The organism is Bradyrhizobium sp. LMG 9283 (genome assembly GCF_045571415.1).
In the GTDB taxonomy this organism is placed as follows: domain Bacteria; phylum Pseudomonadota; class Alphaproteobacteria; order Rhizobiales; family Xanthobacteraceae; genus Bradyrhizobium.
Window position 1 is genome coordinate 4,764,346 of sequence record NZ_CP120691.1, and the last position, 17,292, is coordinate 4,781,637.

Below are 17,292 nucleotides of genomic sequence, written 5' to 3' on the forward strand. Positions count from 1 at the left end.
GAGAACTCAACGCCGATTGGCGAGCGGAACGACGTTGTGCAACGTTTCGATGCCGCTTTCAAGGAAGCGGCGCACGCCGCGCGCGGCCTGCCTGATCCGTTGCTCGTTTTCCACCATGGCGATGCGGACATATCCTTCACCATGCTCGCCGAAGCCGACGCCGGGCGAGACCGCAACGCCGGACTTCTCCACCATCAGGGTCGCGAACTGCATGCTGCCGATGCTGCGGAAAGCTTCCGGCAGCGGCACCCAGGCGAACATCGAGGCCTCCGGCGGCGGAATCTCCCAGCCGGCGCGGCCGAACGATTCCACCAGCGCGTCGCGCCGCTTGCGGTAAGTGTCGCGCATTTCCTTGATGCAATCGTCCGGGCCGTTCAGCGCGGCCGTCGCCGCGACCTGGACCGGCGTGAACGCGCCGTAGTCGAGATAGGATTTGACGCGGGCGAGCGCCGCGATCACGCGCTCATTGCCGACCGCAAAGCCCATGCGCCAGCCGGCCATCGAATAGGTCTTCGACATCGAGGTGAACTCGACGGTGCAGTCCATCGCACCCGGCACCTGCAGCACCGAGGGCGGCGGGTTGTTCTCGTCGAAATAGACCTCGGCATAAGCGAGATCGGACAGGATCAGGATCTCGTGCTTCTTCGCGAAGGCGACGAGATCCTTGTAGAAGTCGAGGCTCGCGACATAGGCGGTCGGGTTCGAGGGATAGCAGACGACGAGCGCCAGCGGCTTGGGAATCGAGTGGATGATCGCCCGCTCCGCCGCCTCGAAGAATTGCGGCGTCGGCTCCGATGGCACCGAGCGGATCACGCCGCCCGCCATCAAAAAGCCGAACGCATGAATCGGGTAACTCGGGTTCGGACAGAGGATGACGTCGCCGGGCGCGGTGATCGCCTGCGCCACGTTGGCAAAACCCTCCTTCGAGCCGAGCGTCGCCACCACCTGGGTGTCGGGGTTGAGTTTCACACCGAAGCGGCGGGCGTAGTAGGCGGCCTGGGCCCTACGCAGTCCGGGGATGCCGCGCGAGGCCGAGTAGCGGTCGGTGCGCGGCTTGCCGAGCGTCTCCTTCAGCTTCTCCAGCACATGCGGCGGAGCCGGCAGGTCCGGATTGCCCATGCCGAGGTCGATGATGTCGGCGCCGGCATTCCGCGCAGCCGCCTTGGCCCGGTTGACCTGCTCGAACACGTAAGGCGGAAGGCGGCGAATGCGGTAAAATTCTTCCATGGCTCTCTGGGCTCCGGGCAACCGGTCAGGACAGAATCGACAGGCCACGAGGGCCATTCCAAAAGGCGCTCAGAATCATCGCGAAAATTACTCAAAATCAAATACTTAGAGCAATCGTCGACGACGAAGACTGAAGTCGTTCGCCCTGACTCTTGGCTGAACCGAGGTCTTTTAGCACGGCAAAGCGGAGGCGCCAGCGATTACCTTGCCCGCCTCACGTCACAGGCCTACTTCGCGTCTTTGGCGGCAACAGCCTGGCGATCGCGCGCGGCGGCGAGTTCGGCCTCGATCTTGGCGCGCTGCTCCGGCGGGATGATTGCCTGATCGCGATCCGGCGGCAGATCATGCACCGGCAGATAGGTGCCGGGCTCCCTGGCATGCGACTGCGCATCGGCGGGCGTCAGATCCGCGAGCTGGCTCGAGCACCCGCCGAGGGCGAGCGTCACCATCAGCAGCGCGCCGCAGATCGGCAGCGTCTTTTGCAGGTCCCATAACGCCAACACTTGGGAAATCCCCTACTCGTCCCAAAGCACGGCCCCTGGCAACCTTACCCAAGACCGTGCCCAAGCTCAAACCATTGCTGCCCAAATGGCGTGAGCGAGAAAATAGCCCGGTGCTACCAAGCCGAGCGGTGCGGCTTGATTGTGACGGAACCAAGAAGATTTGTCGCAGTGCAACACATCTTCGAGAGTGTTTAACGTCAAACATGCGAGCTTCGCGGTGACGAATACGGAATGAATCGTTACTGTTCTGCTCATGAGTATGGCCACGACCGACACGCCGAAACCCGAGACGAAGTTCGATGCGGAAGCCTTCGCGATGAATGTCGCGCGGGCGATGGAGAGCGGCGGCAAGGCGCTCGCCGCTTACCTCAAGCCGCGCGAGAGCGGCGAGGTGCAGGATCGCCCGCCGGCCGAGCTTGCCGAGGTCGTCAAGACCTTCACGTCGGTTGCCGAATATTGGCTGTCGGATACGTCCCGCTCCTCCGATCTCCAGACTAAGCTCGCGAAGGACTATCTCGACCTCTGGGGCTCGACGGTGCGACGTATGGCCGGTCAAGATGCCGACCCCGCGATCGCACCCTCGCCGCGCGACAAGCGCTTTGCCGATCCGGAATGGAAGTCGAACCAGTTCTTTGACTTCGTCATGCAGCTCTATCTGCTCACGACGAAATGGGCGCAGGAGTTGGTGCGCGATGCTGAAGGGCTCGATCCGCACACGCGCCGCAAGGCCGAGTTCTACGTCCAGCAGGTCACCAATGCGCTCTCGCCATCGAACTTCGTGCTGACCAATCCCGAGGTGCTGCGCGAGACGGTGGCGTCCAGCGGCGAGAACCTCGCGCGCGGCCTGAAGATGCTGGCCGAGGACATCGCGGCCGGCAAGGGCATGCTGAAGATCCGCCAGTCCAATCCGGACAATCTCGTCGTCGGCGCCAACATGGCGACGACGCCGGGCAAGGTGATCTACCAGAACGAGATGATGCAACTGATCCAGTACGCACCGACGACGGAGAAGGTGCTGCGCACACCGCTCCTGATCGTGCCGCCCTGGATCAACAAGTTCTACATCCTCGATCTCAAACCGGAGAAATCCTACATCAAGTGGTGCGTCGACCAGGGCATCACCGTGTTCGTGATCTCATGGGTCAATCCCGACAAGCGGCTCGGCAACAAGGGCTGGGAAGACTACATGAAGGAAGGCCCGCTCACGGCGATGGACGTGATCGAGAAGGTCACCGGCGAGATGAAGGTGCACACCGCCGGCTATTGCGTCGGCGGCACCATGCTCGCGACCACGCTGGCGTGGCTCGCCGAGAAGCGCCGTCAGCGCGTGTCGTCCGCGACGTTCTTCGCCGCCCAGGTCGACTTCACCCATGCCGGCGATCTCCTCGTGTTCGTCGACGAGGACCAGATCGCAACGCTCGAGCAGGACATGAAGATGGCCGGCGTGCTCGAAGGCTCGAAGATGGCGATGGCCTTCAATATGCTGCGCTCCAACGATTTGATCTGGTCCTATGTCGTCAGCAACTATTTGAAGGGCCAGCAGCCGAGCGCGTTCGACCTATTGCACTGGAATTCCGATGCGACGCGCATGACCCAGGCGAACCATTCGTACTACCTGCGCAATTGCTATCTCGAGAACCGGCTGTCGGCGGGCACGATGGTGCTCGACAACACGCTGCTCGACCTCTCCAAGGTCAAGGTGCCCGTCTACAATCTCGCCACCCGCGAGGACCACATCGCCCCCGCTGAATCGGTGCTGTACGGCTCGCAGTTTTTCGGCGGTCCGGTGAAGTACGTGTTGTCGGGCTCGGGTCACATCGCGGGCGTGGTCAATCCGCCTGCCTCGAACAAGTACCAGTACTGGACCAACGACAACATCAAGGACGTCAACGTCGCGCAGTGGATGAAGGGCGCCGTGGAGCACAAGGGCTCGTGGTGGCCGGACTGGCGGGAGTGGCTGGGCCGACTCGATCCCGAGGAAGTCCCGGCGCGCGCGGTCGGCAGCGAAGCATTCCCACCGATCGAGGACGCGCCCGGCAGCTATGTCAGAGTTCGCGCATAGCGGAATCTCGCGTGCTTTCGTATAGACTCGCCTCAATCCAGCGACGACACAGGGGATCGGCACTATGACACGCGAATTGTTCTGGCTGACACTGACGGTCATCCTCACGGGGGTTCTCTGGATTCCCTACATCATCAACCGATGCCAGGTGCGCGGGTTGAGCGGTGCCATGGCCAACCCCTCGCGGGGCGACAAGCCGCAGGCCGAGTGGGCGAACCGGCTGATGTTCGCGCATGACAATGCGGTCGAGAACCTCGTGATCTTCGCGCCGCTGGTGTTGATCCTGAACGCGATCGACTATTCCACGAAATGGACCGTGCTCGCCTGCGCCGTTTATTTCTGGTCGCGCGTCGCACATCTGATCGTCTACACGCTCGGCCTGCCGGTGTTCCGCACGCTGGCCTTCACCGTCGGCTTCCTCGCCCAGGTCGTGCTGGCGCTGGGGATCTTCGGGGTGGTTTGAGCACGCATTCTGAACGGGAGGGCTGCGCTGAAGGCACGCTTCCGGCGTTTCAACCAGCGGTTGGACCAGCCATGGACTGTTGCCGAAGGATGACAGTTCGGAAGAATCGGCAACGCCCCGCTCTCCCATCGCGCCGGCTCGTCCATCCACAGCTATATTTGCCCATCGCAATTGATTGATTCGGGGCAAACATGAATTGGAAGATTGCATCCGCGCTCGGCGCGCTCTCGCTCGCAGCAGTGACGACAGAGGCCGGTGCCGCCGATCTCGCCGCCCGCCCCTACACCAAGGCGCCGCCGATGATCGCGGCGATCTATGACTGGAGCGGCTTCTACATCGGCGCCAACGGCGGCTACGGTTCGTCGCGCAAGTGCTGGGACCAGATCGCCGGCTTCGGCGCCGGCGTTGCCGAAGGGTGCCATGATGCGACGGGCGCCGTGGCCGGCGGCCAGGTCGGCTATCGCTGGCAGAGCAGTGCCTTCGTGTTCGGTCTTGAAGCGCAAGGCGACTGGGCCGATCTCTATGGCAGAAATGCCAGCGCCATTCTCGGCGTCGAGAACCGCACCCGCGTCAATGCCTTCGGCCTGTTCACCGGCCAGGTCGGCTACGCCTGGAACAATGCGCTGCTCTATGTGAAGGGCGGCGCCGCCGTCACCAGCGACCGGTACCGGGGCGCCGGCACGGGCGGTCTGGCCGGGGCCGAGTTCGATCGTGCCGACGAGACCCGCTGGGGCGCTGCGGTCGGCGTCGGCTTCGAGTACGGTTTTGCCCCGAACTGGTCGGTCGGCCTCGAATACGACCATCTGTTCATGGGCCGGCACGACGTCACGCTGACGTCCAACGGCGCGCTGACGCCTGTCGGCACGTTCTCGCGCACCGACCGCATCAAGCAGGACGTCGATCTGATCACCGCCCGTATCAACTACAGGTTCGGCGGCCCGGTCATCGCGAAGTACTGAGGTCTCATGTCCCGGACGCGCAAAGCGCGAGCCGGGACCTAAATTAAAAAGCGGCAAACGAAGCAGGAAGCATGGGCCCCGGCTCTGCAGCGCATCACTGAGGAAGTGGTGCGCTGCGTCCGGGGCACGTGCCGTATCCGCCCTACTCCTCCGGCAGGCCCAGCATCAGCCGCATATTCTGCACGGCTGCGCCGGATGCACCCTTGCCGAGATTGTCGAGCCGAGCGACCAGCAACGCCTGGTGATACTTGTCACTGGCGAAGACGTAGAGCTCGAGCATGTTGGTTTCGTTGAGCGCCTCCGGCTCAAGCCGGCCGCCCTTGGTCGCCTCGTTCTGCAGCGGCATCACCTTGACGTATTTCGAGCCGGCGTAACGCTTTGCCATCGCCGCTTGCAGGTCGGCGCCGCCAGGCTTGCCCGGCAGCGTGTCGAGCTGGAGCGGCACCGAGACCAGCATGCCCTGCCGGTAGTTGCCGACCGAGGGAATGAAGATCGGCCGCCGCGTCAGGTTGGAATAGAGCTGCATCTCGGGCAGATGCTTGTGCTCGAAGCCGAGACCGTAGAGCTCGAAGGACGGCGCGCTGCCGTCTTCGAAGCTCGCGATCATCGACTTGCCGCCGCCGGAATAGCCGCTCACCGCGTTGACGGTGACGGGATAGTCCTGCGGCAGCAGGCCGGCATCGACGATCGGCCGCAGCAGCGCGATCGCGCCGGTCGGATAGCAGCCGGGATTTGAGACCTTCTTCGCCGCCTTGATCTTGCCGGCCTGGTCGGACGTCAGCTCGGGAAAGCCGTAGGCCCAGTCCGGCGCGACCCGGTACGCGGTGGAGGCATCCAGCACCTTTGGCGCAGAGGCGACCATGCTGTCGACGAGCGCGACGGTTTCCCTGGCGGCATCGTCCGGTAGGCAGAGGATGACGAGGTCTACCTCCTCCATCAGCGCCTTCTTGGCGGCGGGATCCTTGCGCTTGTCGTCGGCGATCGTCTTCACGACGACGTCGTTCTGGAGCTTCAGCCGCTCGTTGATGCCGAGGCCGGTGGTGCCGGAGCCGCCGTCGACGAAGACGGTGGCGGGCTTCTTGGCCGCGCTGGCGGTCGGGGCTTTCGTGGTCTCAGCGAGGCTCATGGCGCGCTCCTTTCGAGCATGTTCGTATCGTCTGCGAAAACTTGTTCTGCGAAGGCTTGCGGCCTGGCCTGCCGCATCAAATGTGAGATCTGCCTGGCGTCGGCATCGCCGGCGCCGAGCGCATTGGCGATCGCCACATAGTCGGCGTCGGACTTGTGCTGGTTCAGCTTGAAGCTGCCTTCGACCTCCTCAACCGACATGACCAGCCCAACGATCGCCTTCTTCATCGTCTCGAGCCGGCCCGCTGTCATCTTGCCTGACGTCCACGGCTTTTTCGGCAAGAGCCAGCTCTCGAACTTGGCGCTGAGCGTGTCGAGCTGCACCGACAGCTCGTCGTCGGACAAGAGCCGCACCGGCCCGCTCAGATGCACCGACTGGTAGAGCCAGGTCGGCACCTGATCCGGCGAGACGTACCAGTCCGGCGATACATAGGCATCGGGACCGTTGACCGCGAGCAGCCAGGACGCCGTGCCGTCCGCTAGCTTTAGCAGCGGATTGTGACGGGCGAGATGAAAGGCGGCCTGCGGCGTGCCATCCGCGGCATAGGTCAGGTAGAACGGCAATGGCGAGGCAATGGGCTTGTGGCCGTCAAAGGCGCACATGGTCCCGAAGCCGCGCTCTTCGGCAAATTTCAGGCTCGCGGCGCGGTCCTGCTTGAAAAAGGGTGGCGTGTACATCGTGGTCTCCTGCTGGGCCTCCTCGGGGGGAGCCGCCGGATCAGATCGCGCTGACAGGAGAGAGGATGCCGCGGATCGGGTCCAGCGGCAAAGACGATGATCTCAAACGCGATCGACCGCCCAAACCGCTAAGCTGCGGCGGCGGCGACGAGCGAACAGGATGGTCGCGGCGTTGATCATGGCGCGCGGCTATAAGGCCAGTTGCGGTTCCCGTCAAGGTTCAGCCGTCAGATGACGCGCCAGATCCATTCCATGATCTTGGCGAGCACGTCGCCGAACAGCAGGAGCACGGCCGACCAGATCAGGGCCGAGACGAAATTGGCAGCCTGGAAGCTCCAATAGGGCATCTCGAAGATGCCGGCCGCGAGCGGCACGGAGGCGCGCAAGGGGCCGAAGAAGCGCCCGATGAAGATGCTGGGGATACCCCAGCTGCGCACGAAAGCCTCGCCCCTGGGCAGCAGTTCCGGATAACGCGAGAGCGGCCACATCTGGGCGACGTGCTCCTTGTAGCGAAAACCGAACCAGTAGGAGACCCAGTCGCCCAGCGCCGCCCCGAGACCGCCGGCGATCCAGACCGGATAGAAGTTGATGCCGCTCACCCCGATCAGCGCTCCAATGGCCACCAGCGCGCCCCAGGCCGGGATCAAGAGCGAGACGAACGCAAGCGACTCCCCGAAGGCGAGCAGGAACACGATTGGCGCTGCCCAAGCCTGGTGAACACGCACGAAATCGGCCAGGGCGTGCGCAAACTGCTCCATCAAAAATAGCCTTCCCGCCCCGTCTCAAGGTGCTGCTCGATGAAAAGGACTGGTAAGCCAAGGACTTGTGTGACATCAAGTCACAAAATCCGACATGCTCGGGCTGGAACGTCAAATTGGCGGGAACTGTTGGGTCTGCGGCGTAAAATCGCCGGGATTGGCCCCCAACCCACACCGTCCCGCCCGCCCGCGATAACCTTTCCGACTGAGAAAGTGGCATAGTCGGCCTAACCGATTCGCCGCCCGTGCGGCCCTCAAAACGCATCAAGATATATGTCCAAGCAGTTGAAACCCAAAGCAAAAGACGACTTTTTCGGCGGCGACGAGCCGAAACCCCGTGTCGCCAAGGCGGCGTCACGCGGAAGCGGCGGGGAAGCCGATTACACAGCGGCCGATATCGAGGTGCTCGAAGGCCTGGAACCGGTGCGGCGCCGGCCCGGCATGTATATCGGCGGCACCGACGAGAAGGCGCTGCATCACCTGTTCGCAGAAGTCATCGACAACTCGATGGACGAGGCGCTGGCCGGACACGCGACCTTCATCGAGGTCGACCTCAGCGCCGACGGGTTCCTGACCGTCACCGACAACGGCCGCGGCATCCCGATCGATCCGCACCCGAAATTCCCGAAGAAATCGGCGCTCGAAGTCATCATGTGCACGCTGCATTCGGGCGGCAAGTTCGACAGCAAGGTCTATGAAACCTCGGGCGGTCTGCACGGCGTCGGCATCTCCGTTGTGAACGCCCTCTCCTCGCGTCTCGAGGTCGAGGTCGCACGCAGCCAGAAGCTCTACCGCATGACGTTCGAGCGCGGTCATCCGAAGGGCAAGCTCGAGGATCTCGGCAAGGTCAACAACCGCCGCGGCACGCGCGTGCGCTTCAAGCCGGATACCGACATCTTCGGCGCCAAAGCGGCATTCAAGCCGCAGCGCCTGTTCAAGATGACGCGCTCCAAAGCGTATCTGTTCGGCGGCGTCGAGATCCGCTGGAATTGCGCGCCCGAGCTCTTGAAGGGTGTCGAGGACGTGCCGGCGGAAGCGACGTTCCACTTCCCCGGCGGCCTCAAGGACTATCTCGCCGCCGCAATCCACGCCGACACGCTGGTGCATCCCGACATCTTCTCCGGCAAGTCGGGCCGTAACGGCGCGCACGGCGCCTGCGAATGGGCGGTGGCCTGGACCGCGGATGCCGACGGGTTCCTGTCCTCCTACACCAACACCGTGCCGACGCCCGACGGCGGCACGCACGAGTCCGGCCTGCGCAGCGCACTTTTGCGCGGCCTGAAAGATCACGCCGAGCGCGTCGGCCAGGGCAAGCGCGCGGCATCCGTCACTTCGGAAGACGTGATGGTGGGCGCCGCCGTGATGCTCTCGGTGTTCGTGCGCGAGCCGGAATTCCAGGGCCAGACCAAGGATCGCCTCGCCACTGCCGAAGCGCAGCGCATCGTCGAGCAGGCGATGAAGGATCCGTTTGACCATTGGCTGTCGGGCAATCCGAACATGGCCAACAGGCTGCTCGACTTCGTGATCGACCGCGCCGAGGAACGGCTGCGGCGGCGGCAAGAGAAAGAGACCGCGCGGAAAACCGCGGGCAAGAAGCTGCGCCTGCCCGGCAAGCTCGCCGACTGCATCAATGCCGGCACCGAGGGCTCCGAACTCTTCATCGTCGAGGGCGACTCGGCCGGCGGCAGCGCCAAGCAGGCGCGCGACCGCAACACGCAGGCCGTGCTGCCGTTGCGCGGCAAGATCCTCAACGTCGCCTCCGCCGGCAAGGACAAACTGACCGCGAACGCCCAGCTTTCCGATCTCGTGCAGGCGATCGGCTGCGGCACGCTCGCGCATTATCGCGAAGAGGATCTGCGCTATCAGCGCATCATCATCATGACCGACGCCGACGTCGACGGCGCCCATATCGCCTCGCTGCTGATCACCTTCTTCTACCGGCAGATGCCGCGGCTGATCGACGAGGGCCACCTCTTCCTGGCGGTGCCCCCGCTCTACAAGCTGACCCACGGTTCCAAATCGGTCTACGCCCGCGACGACGCCCACAAGGAGGCGCTGCTCAAGAGCGCGTTCAGCGCCAACGCCAAGGTCGAGGTGAACCGCTTCAAAGGTCTCGGCGAGATGATGCCGGCACAGCTCAAGGAAACCACCATGGATCCGGCCAAGCGGACCTTGCTGAAGGTGGTGCTGCTCGCTGACGACCGCGATACCACGGCCGATTCGGTGGAGCGGCTGATGGGAACCAAGGCCGAGGCACGCTTCGCATTCATCTCGGACAAGGCCGAGTTCGCCAGCGAGGAGCTGCTCGACGTTTGAGGCAAAGTCCGCGAAACGCTCGATAGTTGCGAGATTGCAACGCTAACCGGGCACAGACTTGCTCTCGAAAGCCCGGCGGTAATCCGGGGCTTTTTGCCGATCCGCCGACAAGCGCTGATTCCTCTGATTCTTGCCATTCCCTTGGCTGCGAAGCATCGATTCACGAGGCTGACCTCGGGGGTTGGTTGCATTAACTCGGGCAGAAAGCGAACGCGGAAGCGAACTCACTCAGCAGGCGTGCTCAACCGGCCCCATCCTTTGTCGCAGTAAGGCATTGAAACTAAAGGCACAAACCCTTGCGAGTTGTGCGCCTGACGTCGGTGTGTCCTCCATACAACTGCGGCCCCTTTTCCGACACCTGTGTCTGCCCAGCAACAGCATTTCGGCGCAAACCGGCTATAGTTCACGCATCAGATTGGAACGGAACGGCGCTCGCGCCTGCACAGGTTGGGGACTTGGATATGAAGAAAATTGTACTCGCGCTGACCGCGGTCGCGGCAATGACCGGTTCGGCCTCGGCTGCTGATCTGGCGGCCCGTCCCTATACCAAAGCTCCGATGGTGGCGCCCGTCGCCAACTGGACCGGCTTCTACATCTTCGGCGGCGCCGGCGGCGGCGTCTGGGATGCGGACTCCCACACCAACTTCGTTGGAGTTCCCGTGACGATCGATCAGCGTGTCGGCGGCGATGGCTGGTTTGGAACGGTCGGTGCCGGCTACGACTGGCAGTTCTCCGGCACCTGGGTGGCTGGCGTGTTCGCCGATGGTCAGTTCGGCAGCCTGCGCGGCAGCATCAACGATGAGTTTGCTGCGCTGACCGGCCGCATCAAGATGCAGGACGCTTGGGCTGCGGGTGTTCGCCTCGGCTATCTGGTTGCTCCAAATGTTCTCTCGTACGTCAATGGCGGTTACACTGGATCGCACTGGTCGGGCGCTGGCTTGACGAATCTCGCCGGGACCGCTTCTGGCTTCCACACCGACTCGTTCAACCGCAATGGCTGGTTCGTCGGCGGTGGCGTCGAGAACAATCTGAACATTTTCGGCATCTCGGCGCCGGGCTGGTTCATGAAGACCGAATATCGTGCTGCCTACTACGATCGCAAGGACGTTGCCGTCCGCACCGACGTCGGCAATCTCGTCACCACCGACTCCATCAGCTTCAAGCCCTTGGTGCAGACCATCAGCACCTCGCTGGTCTACCGCTTCAACTGGACCGGTCCGGTCGTCGCGAAGTACTGATCTGACCTCCCGTTCAGACGTCAAAGCCCCGGCATGGTCCGGGGCTTTTTCGTTGTGGGGATCACCTTGCGCGCATATGCGTCCTCCCGACGTCTGCACCCGCAGCCATTGTATCCGGACCGAAGCTACGGCTAGTCTGAGTCGAAGTTTTCGTGGCCGCGGCGATCGTTGATGCCGTAGACCGCGACAGAACCAGACCAACGGGAGGAATGCATACGCAGATTTCTGCTTGTAGCAGGCCTGTTTGCGACTGCCGTCGGCCTGCTCTGGATCGGACAGGGCACGGGCACGGTTCCGTGGCCGCGATCGAGCTTCATGGTCAACCAGCTGCAATGGGCCGGCTATGGCGCAGCCATGGCCGGCTTCGGGCTGGTGCTGATCTGGCAGAGCAACCAATAGAAGAAACCAGGGAATACAAGCATGACATCCAGCCGGTTCGATCTCCGCGGCAAGGTCGCGATCGTCACGGGAGGCAATGGCGGCATCGGGCTCGGCATGGCGCGCGGCCTTGCCGATGCCGGCGCCGACATCGCCGTGATCGGACGCAACGAGACCAAGTCCGCGGAAGCGGTCGCCGATCTCAGGCAGCGCGGCGTGAAGGCGATTGCCGTCGCGACCGACGTGACCGACAAAGCGGCGGTCGCGGCCATGATCGACCGCGTCGTCAAGGAGCTCGGCCGCATCGACGTCCTCGTCAACAATGCCGGCATGAGCATCCGCAAGCCGCCGCACGAGCTCGAGCTCGACGAATGGAACAAGGTGATCGACACCAACCTCACCAGCGCCTTCGTGTGCTCGAAGCTGGCCTATCCGGCGCTGAAGGCATCCGGCAACGGCAAGGTGATCAATATCGGCTCGATGATGTCGATCTTCGGCGCGAGCTTTGCGACCGCCTATGCGGCGAGCAAGGGCGGCATCGTGCAGTACACGCGCGCCTGCGCCAATGCCTGGGCGCCCGACAACATCCAAGTCAACGCCATACTGCCGGGCTGGATCGACACCGACCTCACCCGCGGCGCGCGGCAGCAGGTCTCGGGGCTGCACGAGCGCGTGCTGGCGCGCACGCCCGCGGGGCGCTGGGGTGACATCGACGACTTCGCCGGCATCGCCGTGTTCCTCGCCTCGCCCGCGTCGAACTTCGTCACGGGCACCGCGATCCCGGTCGACGGCGGATTCTCGGTGATGGCCTGAGGCCGGGCCTGCACCACAACGCAAAAAGAAGCCCCGGTGGAAGCCGGGGCTTTTGAATTTTGGCAGTGCTCGTTTTTGATCGTTGGTCGCGTTGCGTCGACGTGCTCAGTAGCGGGCGATGGTCGGCGCGTCGAACTTGTAGCTCGCACGCACGACGGCCCACTGGATGTCACGCGGCTTGGCATCGAAGGTGTAATTGCCCGCCGTGCCACCGAGCTGATAGGTCTGGCTGCCGAAGGCCGCATAGTTGTATTCGAGGCCGACGATCCAGTTGCGCGTGATGCCGTATTCCCAGCCGGCGCCGACGGTCCAGCCATTGGCCCAGTGAGTCTGTCCGCCCGTACCCGCCACAACCGGGTCGGTGACCGAGAGCCGGTTGTTGACCCCCGCATAGCCGCCCTTGATGTAGAACAGGTTGTTCTGCACGGCAAAGCCGGCGCGGCCGACGACCGTTGCCAGCACATTGGCACGCCAGGAGAATACATCGTTCGCCGGGGCGAACGCGGTGTTCACGACCGTACCCTTGTTGTCGAGGCCGGAGATCGTGCCTTCGACACCGAACACGTAGTTGTTGGCCTGCCAGTTGTAGCCGATCTGCGCGCCGCCCATGACGCCCGAGTTGCGCTGACGATAGCCCTCTCCCGGAAGCAAATCGCCGAACGCCGCGCCGATCCCGTTGTTGATGAACTGCTCGTTGGTCCATGCGCCACCGATGTGGCCGCCGACATAGAAGCCGGTCCAGGTGAACAGCGGCTCGACATAGGCGGGCGCCTTCGTGTAGCGCGCAGCGAGATCGGCGGCGGAAGCCGCGCCGGTCGAAGCCAGAGCCGTCGTGCAGGCGAAGGCGGCAATCAATTTGTTACGCATGGTACACCCCGTGTCCTTTGATGGCCGCACGGTCACAGACGGCTCTTACTAAAATTGAAATCAACACGGTTAATGTGGCGGCTGGGCACGCACTGCGCCGTGAATCCGTTGACGCTGTTGCAGGCGCGCAACGCGCCGTGCGCGATTTAGCACGGCGTTATCCCTACCGAAGCCTTACGCTAGGATGCCGACGCGGCTCTCGAATGCACGTGCTCGGGCCGCACGCCAAGCGCAAGCAGGCGCGCCGGAATGCCCTGCAGCCACGGCAGCGCCGTAATGAGGCGCACGATCAGCGGCACCTTCAGCGGTCGATCGCCGCCCTGCAAGGCACCGCTGATGATGTTGTTCTGCACGATCACCTGCATTGCTTGCGTCATCTTCACCGGAAACTCGCGGCGACGGCGTACGGCATCGAGCTCGTTCTCCGAGGGACAACCGTGCTGCAGCTTGTCCGCCAGCAGATTGGCAGTCGCGACCGCATCTTGCACGGCGAGATTGACGCCGACGCCGCCGACCGGCGACATCGCATGCGCGGCATCGCCGATGCACAGCAGGCCCGGCTGCGTCCAGCGCGGCAGGCGGTTGATCGCGACGGTGAGCAGCTTGACGTCGTCGAAGCTCTTCACCTCGGCGATGCCGGATCGAAGGATCGGCGCCATGCGCACGATATCGTCGAGCAGCGCCGATAGTCCCCTCGCCTTCACTGCCTCATACTGCCCTTTTGCGATGACATAGGCGCATTGCCAGTAATCGCCGCGGTCGAAGGTGACCATCATCTTGCCAGGCTCGATCCGCGCGAAGAGGTTTTCGGTCTCCTCGGGCCTTCGGCCGGCGCGGAACCAGAGCACGTCCATCGGCGCGCCGATCTCCTCGACGGCAAGGCCAGCGCGCTCGCGCACCGTCGAATGGCGGCCGTCGCAGGCGATGGTGAGGTCAGCCTCGATGTCGATGAAGCCGTCAGGCGTCTTCGCCCGCACGCCGGCGACCGTCTCGCCGCGGCGGATCAGATCCACCGCCTCCGTGCTCATCATCACCTTGAGCTGCGCAAAGCGCCGGCCGGCCTCACGGAGGAAATTCAGGAAATCCCATTGCGGCATGAAGGCGATGAAGGGGTACTTGGTATGGAGCCGGCTGAGATCGGCAATGCGCACCGGCGTGCCGCCGAACAGGCCATCCATTTTCTGCAGGCGCTGGTGCGGCAGCTTCAGGAAGCCGTCGATCAGCCCGAGTTCGTCCATCACCTGAAGCGTCGAGGGATGCACGGTGTCACCGCGGAAGTCGCGGAAGAAATCCGCATGCTTCTCCAGCACCACGACATCGATGCCGGACCGTCCCAGGAGATAGCCGAGCATCATGCCGGCCGGCCCGCCGCCGACGATGCAGCAGCGGACCCTGATGGTCCGGTTTTGTTGTTGGTCGGAGGTCATTGCCGCCGCGATCCGCAATGTGAGTATCGATCGAGCTATACCGGACGATAGTAGCGCGATTCATGCCGAAGGCAGTCTCAATTTGCAGGGAAAAGCCCACCGCGGTTTTCAGCAGCAAACAAGTGCCTGACAAAAAGACCCGCAAAGCACGGGCCTTGCCTGAAGACGGGAAGCTATCGCATTTGAGGGTTTTCCCTGCGGCCAACCCTCGAGACGCCCGCTTTGGGCGGGCTCCTTCAGGATGAGGACGGAGTGCGCGGCAGCAGTTTCAACGGGCCTTGATGCCGATTAACCTCATCCTGAGGAGGCGCGTAAGCGCCGTCTCGAAGGACGAGGCGTACAGGCCGCCGCCTACGTGTCATGTGCGATAGCCCTGCCTGAAACGGGACCAGACTATTTCTGGTCCTCGTTGCTGGTCCCGGTGCCCGGACTGCCGATCGGCAACCCGTTGGGTGCGTGACCGACGCCCATGTTTCGCTCGGCTTGCGCTGCTGCCGGCGTCCTAGCGTTTGCAGTTGGAGCCTGAACGTTCGGATTGGTCGGGCCGGTATTGGTGTTGATGTTGGCTCCCGTGGTGGCGTCATGCGTTCCCATCCCGGAGGGAGCCGACGGCCCCGAGTTGGCGCTGCTGGATGACGAGCCCACTCCGACACCTGAGCTGGCGGCAGATCCCGCGCTGGCGCCACCGGTACCCGTGCCGGCGCCCGCAGCTGCACCAGCACCGCTACCGCCGGCACCACCGCCGCCTTGAGCAAAGGCCGCCGTCGAAAGTGCGGCACAAGCGATGGTCACGAGGATGGATTTGCGGATCATGGATCGTCTCCCTGGTTTGGCAGACAATCCAAGTCGCCCGGAGATGTTCCTTCACCTGGGGGAAACGGGTGTCCGCTCTCCTCGGCTCCTCCGATCAGTCCCGCGGGACCATCAATTGCTGCGGTTCGCGCTGCGAAAGCTCTTGATTTCCGAGACGCTGCCGTCGCGATAGGTCAGCTCCACCGAGACCGACTGCGTGCTTGGTGCGAGCTTGATGTAGAGCGGCATGCCGGCGGTGATTGCGCTGGGGTCGCGCATGTCGCAAGGCGGCATCTTCAGCACCTGGTTGGGCACGGCGGTGTCGATGCCGATGCGCACCTCGCGGATGGCGCAGCGGTAGGACACGAGGTGCGTGTAGTAGACCAATAGGCCATTGAACTCGCGGAACGACAGCCAGCTCGTCGATGTCATGTCGAGGATCTTGCGCTGGTCGCGGATCAGCGCGGCCTCGGGATCGAACTTGATCGGGAACGGTCCCTGCATCTCGCCGGACTGATCGACATAGCGGACCTCGATGGTGCCGGCCTGCGCATCCGGCGGCAGCTCGATCGACGGGTTCGGCATCCGCTTGCGGGTGCGCGGATCGAGCGTGTCGATGAAGCCGGTCTCGCGGAAATCACTCTTGCCGGCGATGCGCCAGGAAATGCCGAGCGTCGGGTCGGCGAAGGAGAACGTAATGCTCCAGCCGCCATTGTGCCGCGAGAAGCTCGCGATCGGCGCGTTGATCGTCTCCTCCTTCGGGATCTGCGGCACCGACACCGGCGGCAGCGCCGCAAGCTTCTGCGGCGGCTCGGCCAGCCGCGCGGCGGTATCCTTCGCCATGCCGCTGAGGAAGACATCGTCGACCATCTGGTCGAAATAGACCGGCACCTGCCTGTGCTTGACGGTGTCTGCCATCTCGCTGACCAGACGACGCGTGCGCTGCGCCACCTGTACGAGGTTCTCGCCGGGCTGCAGCAGCTCCTTGGCGAAAGTGCGCGTGAACACCGAATTGGGATTGGTGTCGTCATTGGACAGACGATCGAGCGCGGTCTGGCGAGGTCCTGCCGAGAACACCGAGAACACGCCTTCGGGCAGCTGCGTCATCGGCGCAAGCCCCCCGCCGCCGGCGACCGCGCGGGTGCCCTTGCGCTCGAATGGGTTGTTGCGGCAGGCGTCGAACACCAGGATGGAGGTGCGCGCCTTCTTGTTCTGGAGGCGCTCGACGATGCGGTCGGCCAGGATCGAGGCGTCGCGCACCAGCTCTTCCTGTCCTTCCGTCGCCGCCGGCACGTCGGTCGGCAGCAGGTAATTCTGGCCGGCGATCTCGAAGCCGTGGCCGGCGTAGAAGAAGAACGCAGTGTCGCCGGGCTCAATCGCCTTGTCGAACGCGAGCAGCGTCTCGGAGAATTGCTGCCGGTTCTGGTTCTCGGCGACCATCACCGAAAAGCCGAGCTGCTTCAGCGTGTCACCCATGGTGCGGGCGTCGTTGACCGCCTTGAGCAGCTTCGGCACGTTCCTGTAATCGTTGTTGCCGACGACCAGCGCGACACGCTTCTCGGCGTGGGCGGGAGCTGCGAAGCCGCTCAGGCTCGCCGCGAGGCCAAGGGCCGCCAGAATTCTGAAAAGCCGACGCGTCATCGCGTAATTTCCCGTTGCCGAACGGCCCTGCGCCGATTCCTTCGA

Annotated in this window: 16 protein-coding genes; 7 read left to right on the top strand and 9 right to left on the bottom strand. The window is 63.7% G+C overall.

The window, feature by feature from the left end:
- Positions 1–6 precede the first annotated feature (6 nt).
- Both P6U29_RS22540 and P6U29_RS22545 read right to left on the bottom strand, forming a co-directional pair.
- Positions 7–1,227: an LL-diaminopimelate aminotransferase gene (locus P6U29_RS22540; RefSeq protein WP_122403384.1), complete on the bottom strand. Its 1,221-nt coding sequence runs from the start codon at positions 1,225–1,227 to the stop codon at positions 7–9.
- A gap of 227 nt (positions 1,228–1,454) precedes the next feature.
- Positions 1,455–1,730, bottom strand: a complete 276-nt coding sequence (locus P6U29_RS22545; RefSeq protein WP_407112340.1) for a hypothetical protein — start codon at positions 1,728–1,730, stop codon at positions 1,455–1,457.
- Between the two features lie 253 nt (positions 1,731–1,983).
- Between P6U29_RS22545 and P6U29_RS22550 the strand changes: the two genes are divergently transcribed.
- The 3 genes from P6U29_RS22550 (at position 1,984) to P6U29_RS22560 (ending at position 5,214) form a co-directional block, all read left to right on the top strand.
- Positions 1,984–3,792, top strand: a complete 1,809-nt coding sequence (locus P6U29_RS22550; protein ID WP_407112341.1) for a PHA/PHB synthase family protein — start codon at positions 1,984–1,986, stop codon at positions 3,790–3,792.
- 64 nt (positions 3,793–3,856) lie between these two features.
- Positions 3,857–4,255, top strand: coding sequence for an MAPEG family protein (locus P6U29_RS22555; RefSeq protein WP_407112342.1), 399 nt, complete (start codon positions 3,857–3,859; stop codon positions 4,253–4,255).
- A 191-nt stretch (positions 4,256–4,446) separates the two neighbouring features.
- On the top strand, positions 4,447–5,214 hold the full coding sequence (locus P6U29_RS22560; RefSeq protein WP_407112343.1) for an outer membrane protein: 768 nt from the start codon (positions 4,447–4,449) through the stop codon (positions 5,212–5,214).
- 142 nt (positions 5,215–5,356) lie between these two features.
- Here P6U29_RS22560 and argC read toward each other — a convergent pair whose 3' ends face one another.
- The 3 genes from argC to P6U29_RS22575 form a co-directional block, all read right to left on the bottom strand.
- Positions 5,357–6,340, bottom strand: a complete 984-nt coding sequence (gene argC, locus P6U29_RS22565; RefSeq protein WP_407112344.1) for an N-acetyl-gamma-glutamyl-phosphate reductase — start codon at positions 6,338–6,340, stop codon at positions 5,357–5,359.
- Positions 6,337–7,017, bottom strand: a complete 681-nt coding sequence (locus tag P6U29_RS22570; RefSeq protein WP_407112345.1) for an FMN-binding negative transcriptional regulator — start codon at positions 7,015–7,017, stop codon at positions 6,337–6,339. The genes argC and P6U29_RS22570 overlap by 4 nt, the downstream gene beginning before the upstream one ends.
- A 227-nt stretch (positions 7,018–7,244) precedes the next feature.
- Positions 7,245–7,775, bottom strand: a complete 531-nt coding sequence (locus tag P6U29_RS22575) for a DedA family protein (RefSeq protein ID WP_407112346.1) — start codon at positions 7,773–7,775, stop codon at positions 7,245–7,247.
- 273 nt (positions 7,776–8,048) lie between these two features.
- On the opposite strand from P6U29_RS22575, the gene parE reads away from it, so the two are divergent.
- The 4 genes from parE (at position 8,049) to P6U29_RS22595 (ending at position 12,520) form a co-directional block, all read left to right on the top strand.
- Positions 8,049–10,091, top strand: coding sequence for a DNA topoisomerase IV subunit B (gene parE, locus P6U29_RS22580; protein ID WP_407112347.1), 2,043 nt, complete (start codon positions 8,049–8,051; stop codon positions 10,089–10,091).
- Positions 10,092–10,552: 461 nt separating this feature from the next.
- Positions 10,553–11,329, top strand: a complete 777-nt coding sequence (locus P6U29_RS22585; protein ID WP_407112348.1) for an outer membrane protein — start codon at positions 10,553–10,555, stop codon at positions 11,327–11,329.
- A 213-nt stretch (positions 11,330–11,542) separates the two neighbouring features.
- On the top strand, positions 11,543–11,728 hold the full coding sequence (locus P6U29_RS22590; protein ID WP_018641722.1) for a hypothetical protein: 186 nt from the start codon (positions 11,543–11,545) through the stop codon (positions 11,726–11,728).
- A gap of 21 nt (positions 11,729–11,749) precedes the next feature.
- Entirely contained in the window at positions 11,750–12,520 is a 771-nt protein-coding gene (locus P6U29_RS22595) for an SDR family NAD(P)-dependent oxidoreductase (RefSeq protein ID WP_122403395.1), read from the top strand.
- Positions 12,521–12,625: 105 nt separating this feature from the next.
- Here P6U29_RS22595 and P6U29_RS22600 read toward each other — a convergent pair whose 3' ends face one another.
- The 4 genes from P6U29_RS22600 to P6U29_RS22615 all read right to left on the bottom strand — a co-directional run bounded on the left by P6U29_RS22600 (position 12,626) and on the right by P6U29_RS22615 (position 17,247).
- Positions 12,626–13,387, bottom strand: coding sequence for an outer membrane protein (locus P6U29_RS22600; RefSeq protein ID WP_407112349.1), 762 nt, complete (start codon positions 13,385–13,387; stop codon positions 12,626–12,628).
- 179 nt (positions 13,388–13,566) lie between these two features.
- Positions 13,567–14,814, bottom strand: a complete 1,248-nt coding sequence (locus P6U29_RS22605; protein ID WP_407112350.1) for an FAD-dependent oxidoreductase — start codon at positions 14,812–14,814, stop codon at positions 13,567–13,569.
- Between the two features lie 393 nt (positions 14,815–15,207).
- On the bottom strand, positions 15,208–15,627 hold the full coding sequence (locus P6U29_RS22610; RefSeq protein WP_407112351.1) for a hypothetical protein: 420 nt from the start codon (positions 15,625–15,627) through the stop codon (positions 15,208–15,210).
- Between the two features lie 111 nt (positions 15,628–15,738).
- On the bottom strand, positions 15,739–17,247 hold the full coding sequence (locus tag P6U29_RS22615) for a caspase domain-containing protein (RefSeq protein ID WP_407112352.1): 1,509 nt from the start codon (positions 17,245–17,247) through the stop codon (positions 15,739–15,741).
- Positions 17,248–17,292: the final 45 nt, after the last annotated feature.

Coding starts and splice junctions, on each gene's coding strand:
- P6U29_RS22550 (WP_407112341.1), top strand. CDS start 1,984: ATGAGTATGGCCACGACCGACACGCCGAAACCCGAGACGAAGTTCGAT.
- P6U29_RS22605 (WP_407112350.1), bottom strand. CDS start 14,814: ATGACCTCCGACCAACAACAAAACCGGACCATCAGGGTCCGCTGCTGC.
- P6U29_RS22610 (WP_407112351.1), bottom strand. CDS start 15,627: ATGATCCGCAAATCCATCCTCGTGACCATCGCTTGTGCCGCACTTTCG.
- P6U29_RS22570 (WP_407112345.1), bottom strand. CDS start 7,017: ATGTACACGCCACCCTTTTTCAAGCAGGACCGCGCCGCGAGCCTGAAA.
- P6U29_RS22600 (WP_407112349.1), bottom strand. CDS start 13,387: ATGCGTAACAAATTGATTGCCGCCTTCGCCTGCACGACGGCTCTGGCT.
- argC (WP_407112344.1), bottom strand. CDS start 6,340: ATGAGCCTCGCTGAGACCACGAAAGCCCCGACCGCCAGCGCGGCCAAG.
- P6U29_RS22595 (WP_122403395.1), top strand. CDS start 11,750: ATGACATCCAGCCGGTTCGATCTCCGCGGCAAGGTCGCGATCGTCACG.
- P6U29_RS22560 (WP_407112343.1), top strand. CDS start 4,447: ATGAATTGGAAGATTGCATCCGCGCTCGGCGCGCTCTCGCTCGCAGCA.
- P6U29_RS22585 (WP_407112348.1), top strand. CDS start 10,553: ATGAAGAAAATTGTACTCGCGCTGACCGCGGTCGCGGCAATGACCGGT.
- P6U29_RS22540 (WP_122403384.1), bottom strand. CDS start 1,227: ATGGAAGAATTTTACCGCATTCGCCGCCTTCCGCCTTACGTGTTCGAG.
- P6U29_RS22555 (WP_407112342.1), top strand. CDS start 3,857: ATGACACGCGAATTGTTCTGGCTGACACTGACGGTCATCCTCACGGGG.
- P6U29_RS22615 (WP_407112352.1), bottom strand. CDS start 17,247: ATGACGCGTCGGCTTTTCAGAATTCTGGCGGCCCTTGGCCTCGCGGCG.
- P6U29_RS22575 (WP_407112346.1), bottom strand. CDS start 7,775: ATGGAGCAGTTTGCGCACGCCCTGGCCGATTTCGTGCGTGTTCACCAG.
- parE (WP_407112347.1), top strand. CDS start 8,049: ATGTCCAAGCAGTTGAAACCCAAAGCAAAAGACGACTTTTTCGGCGGC.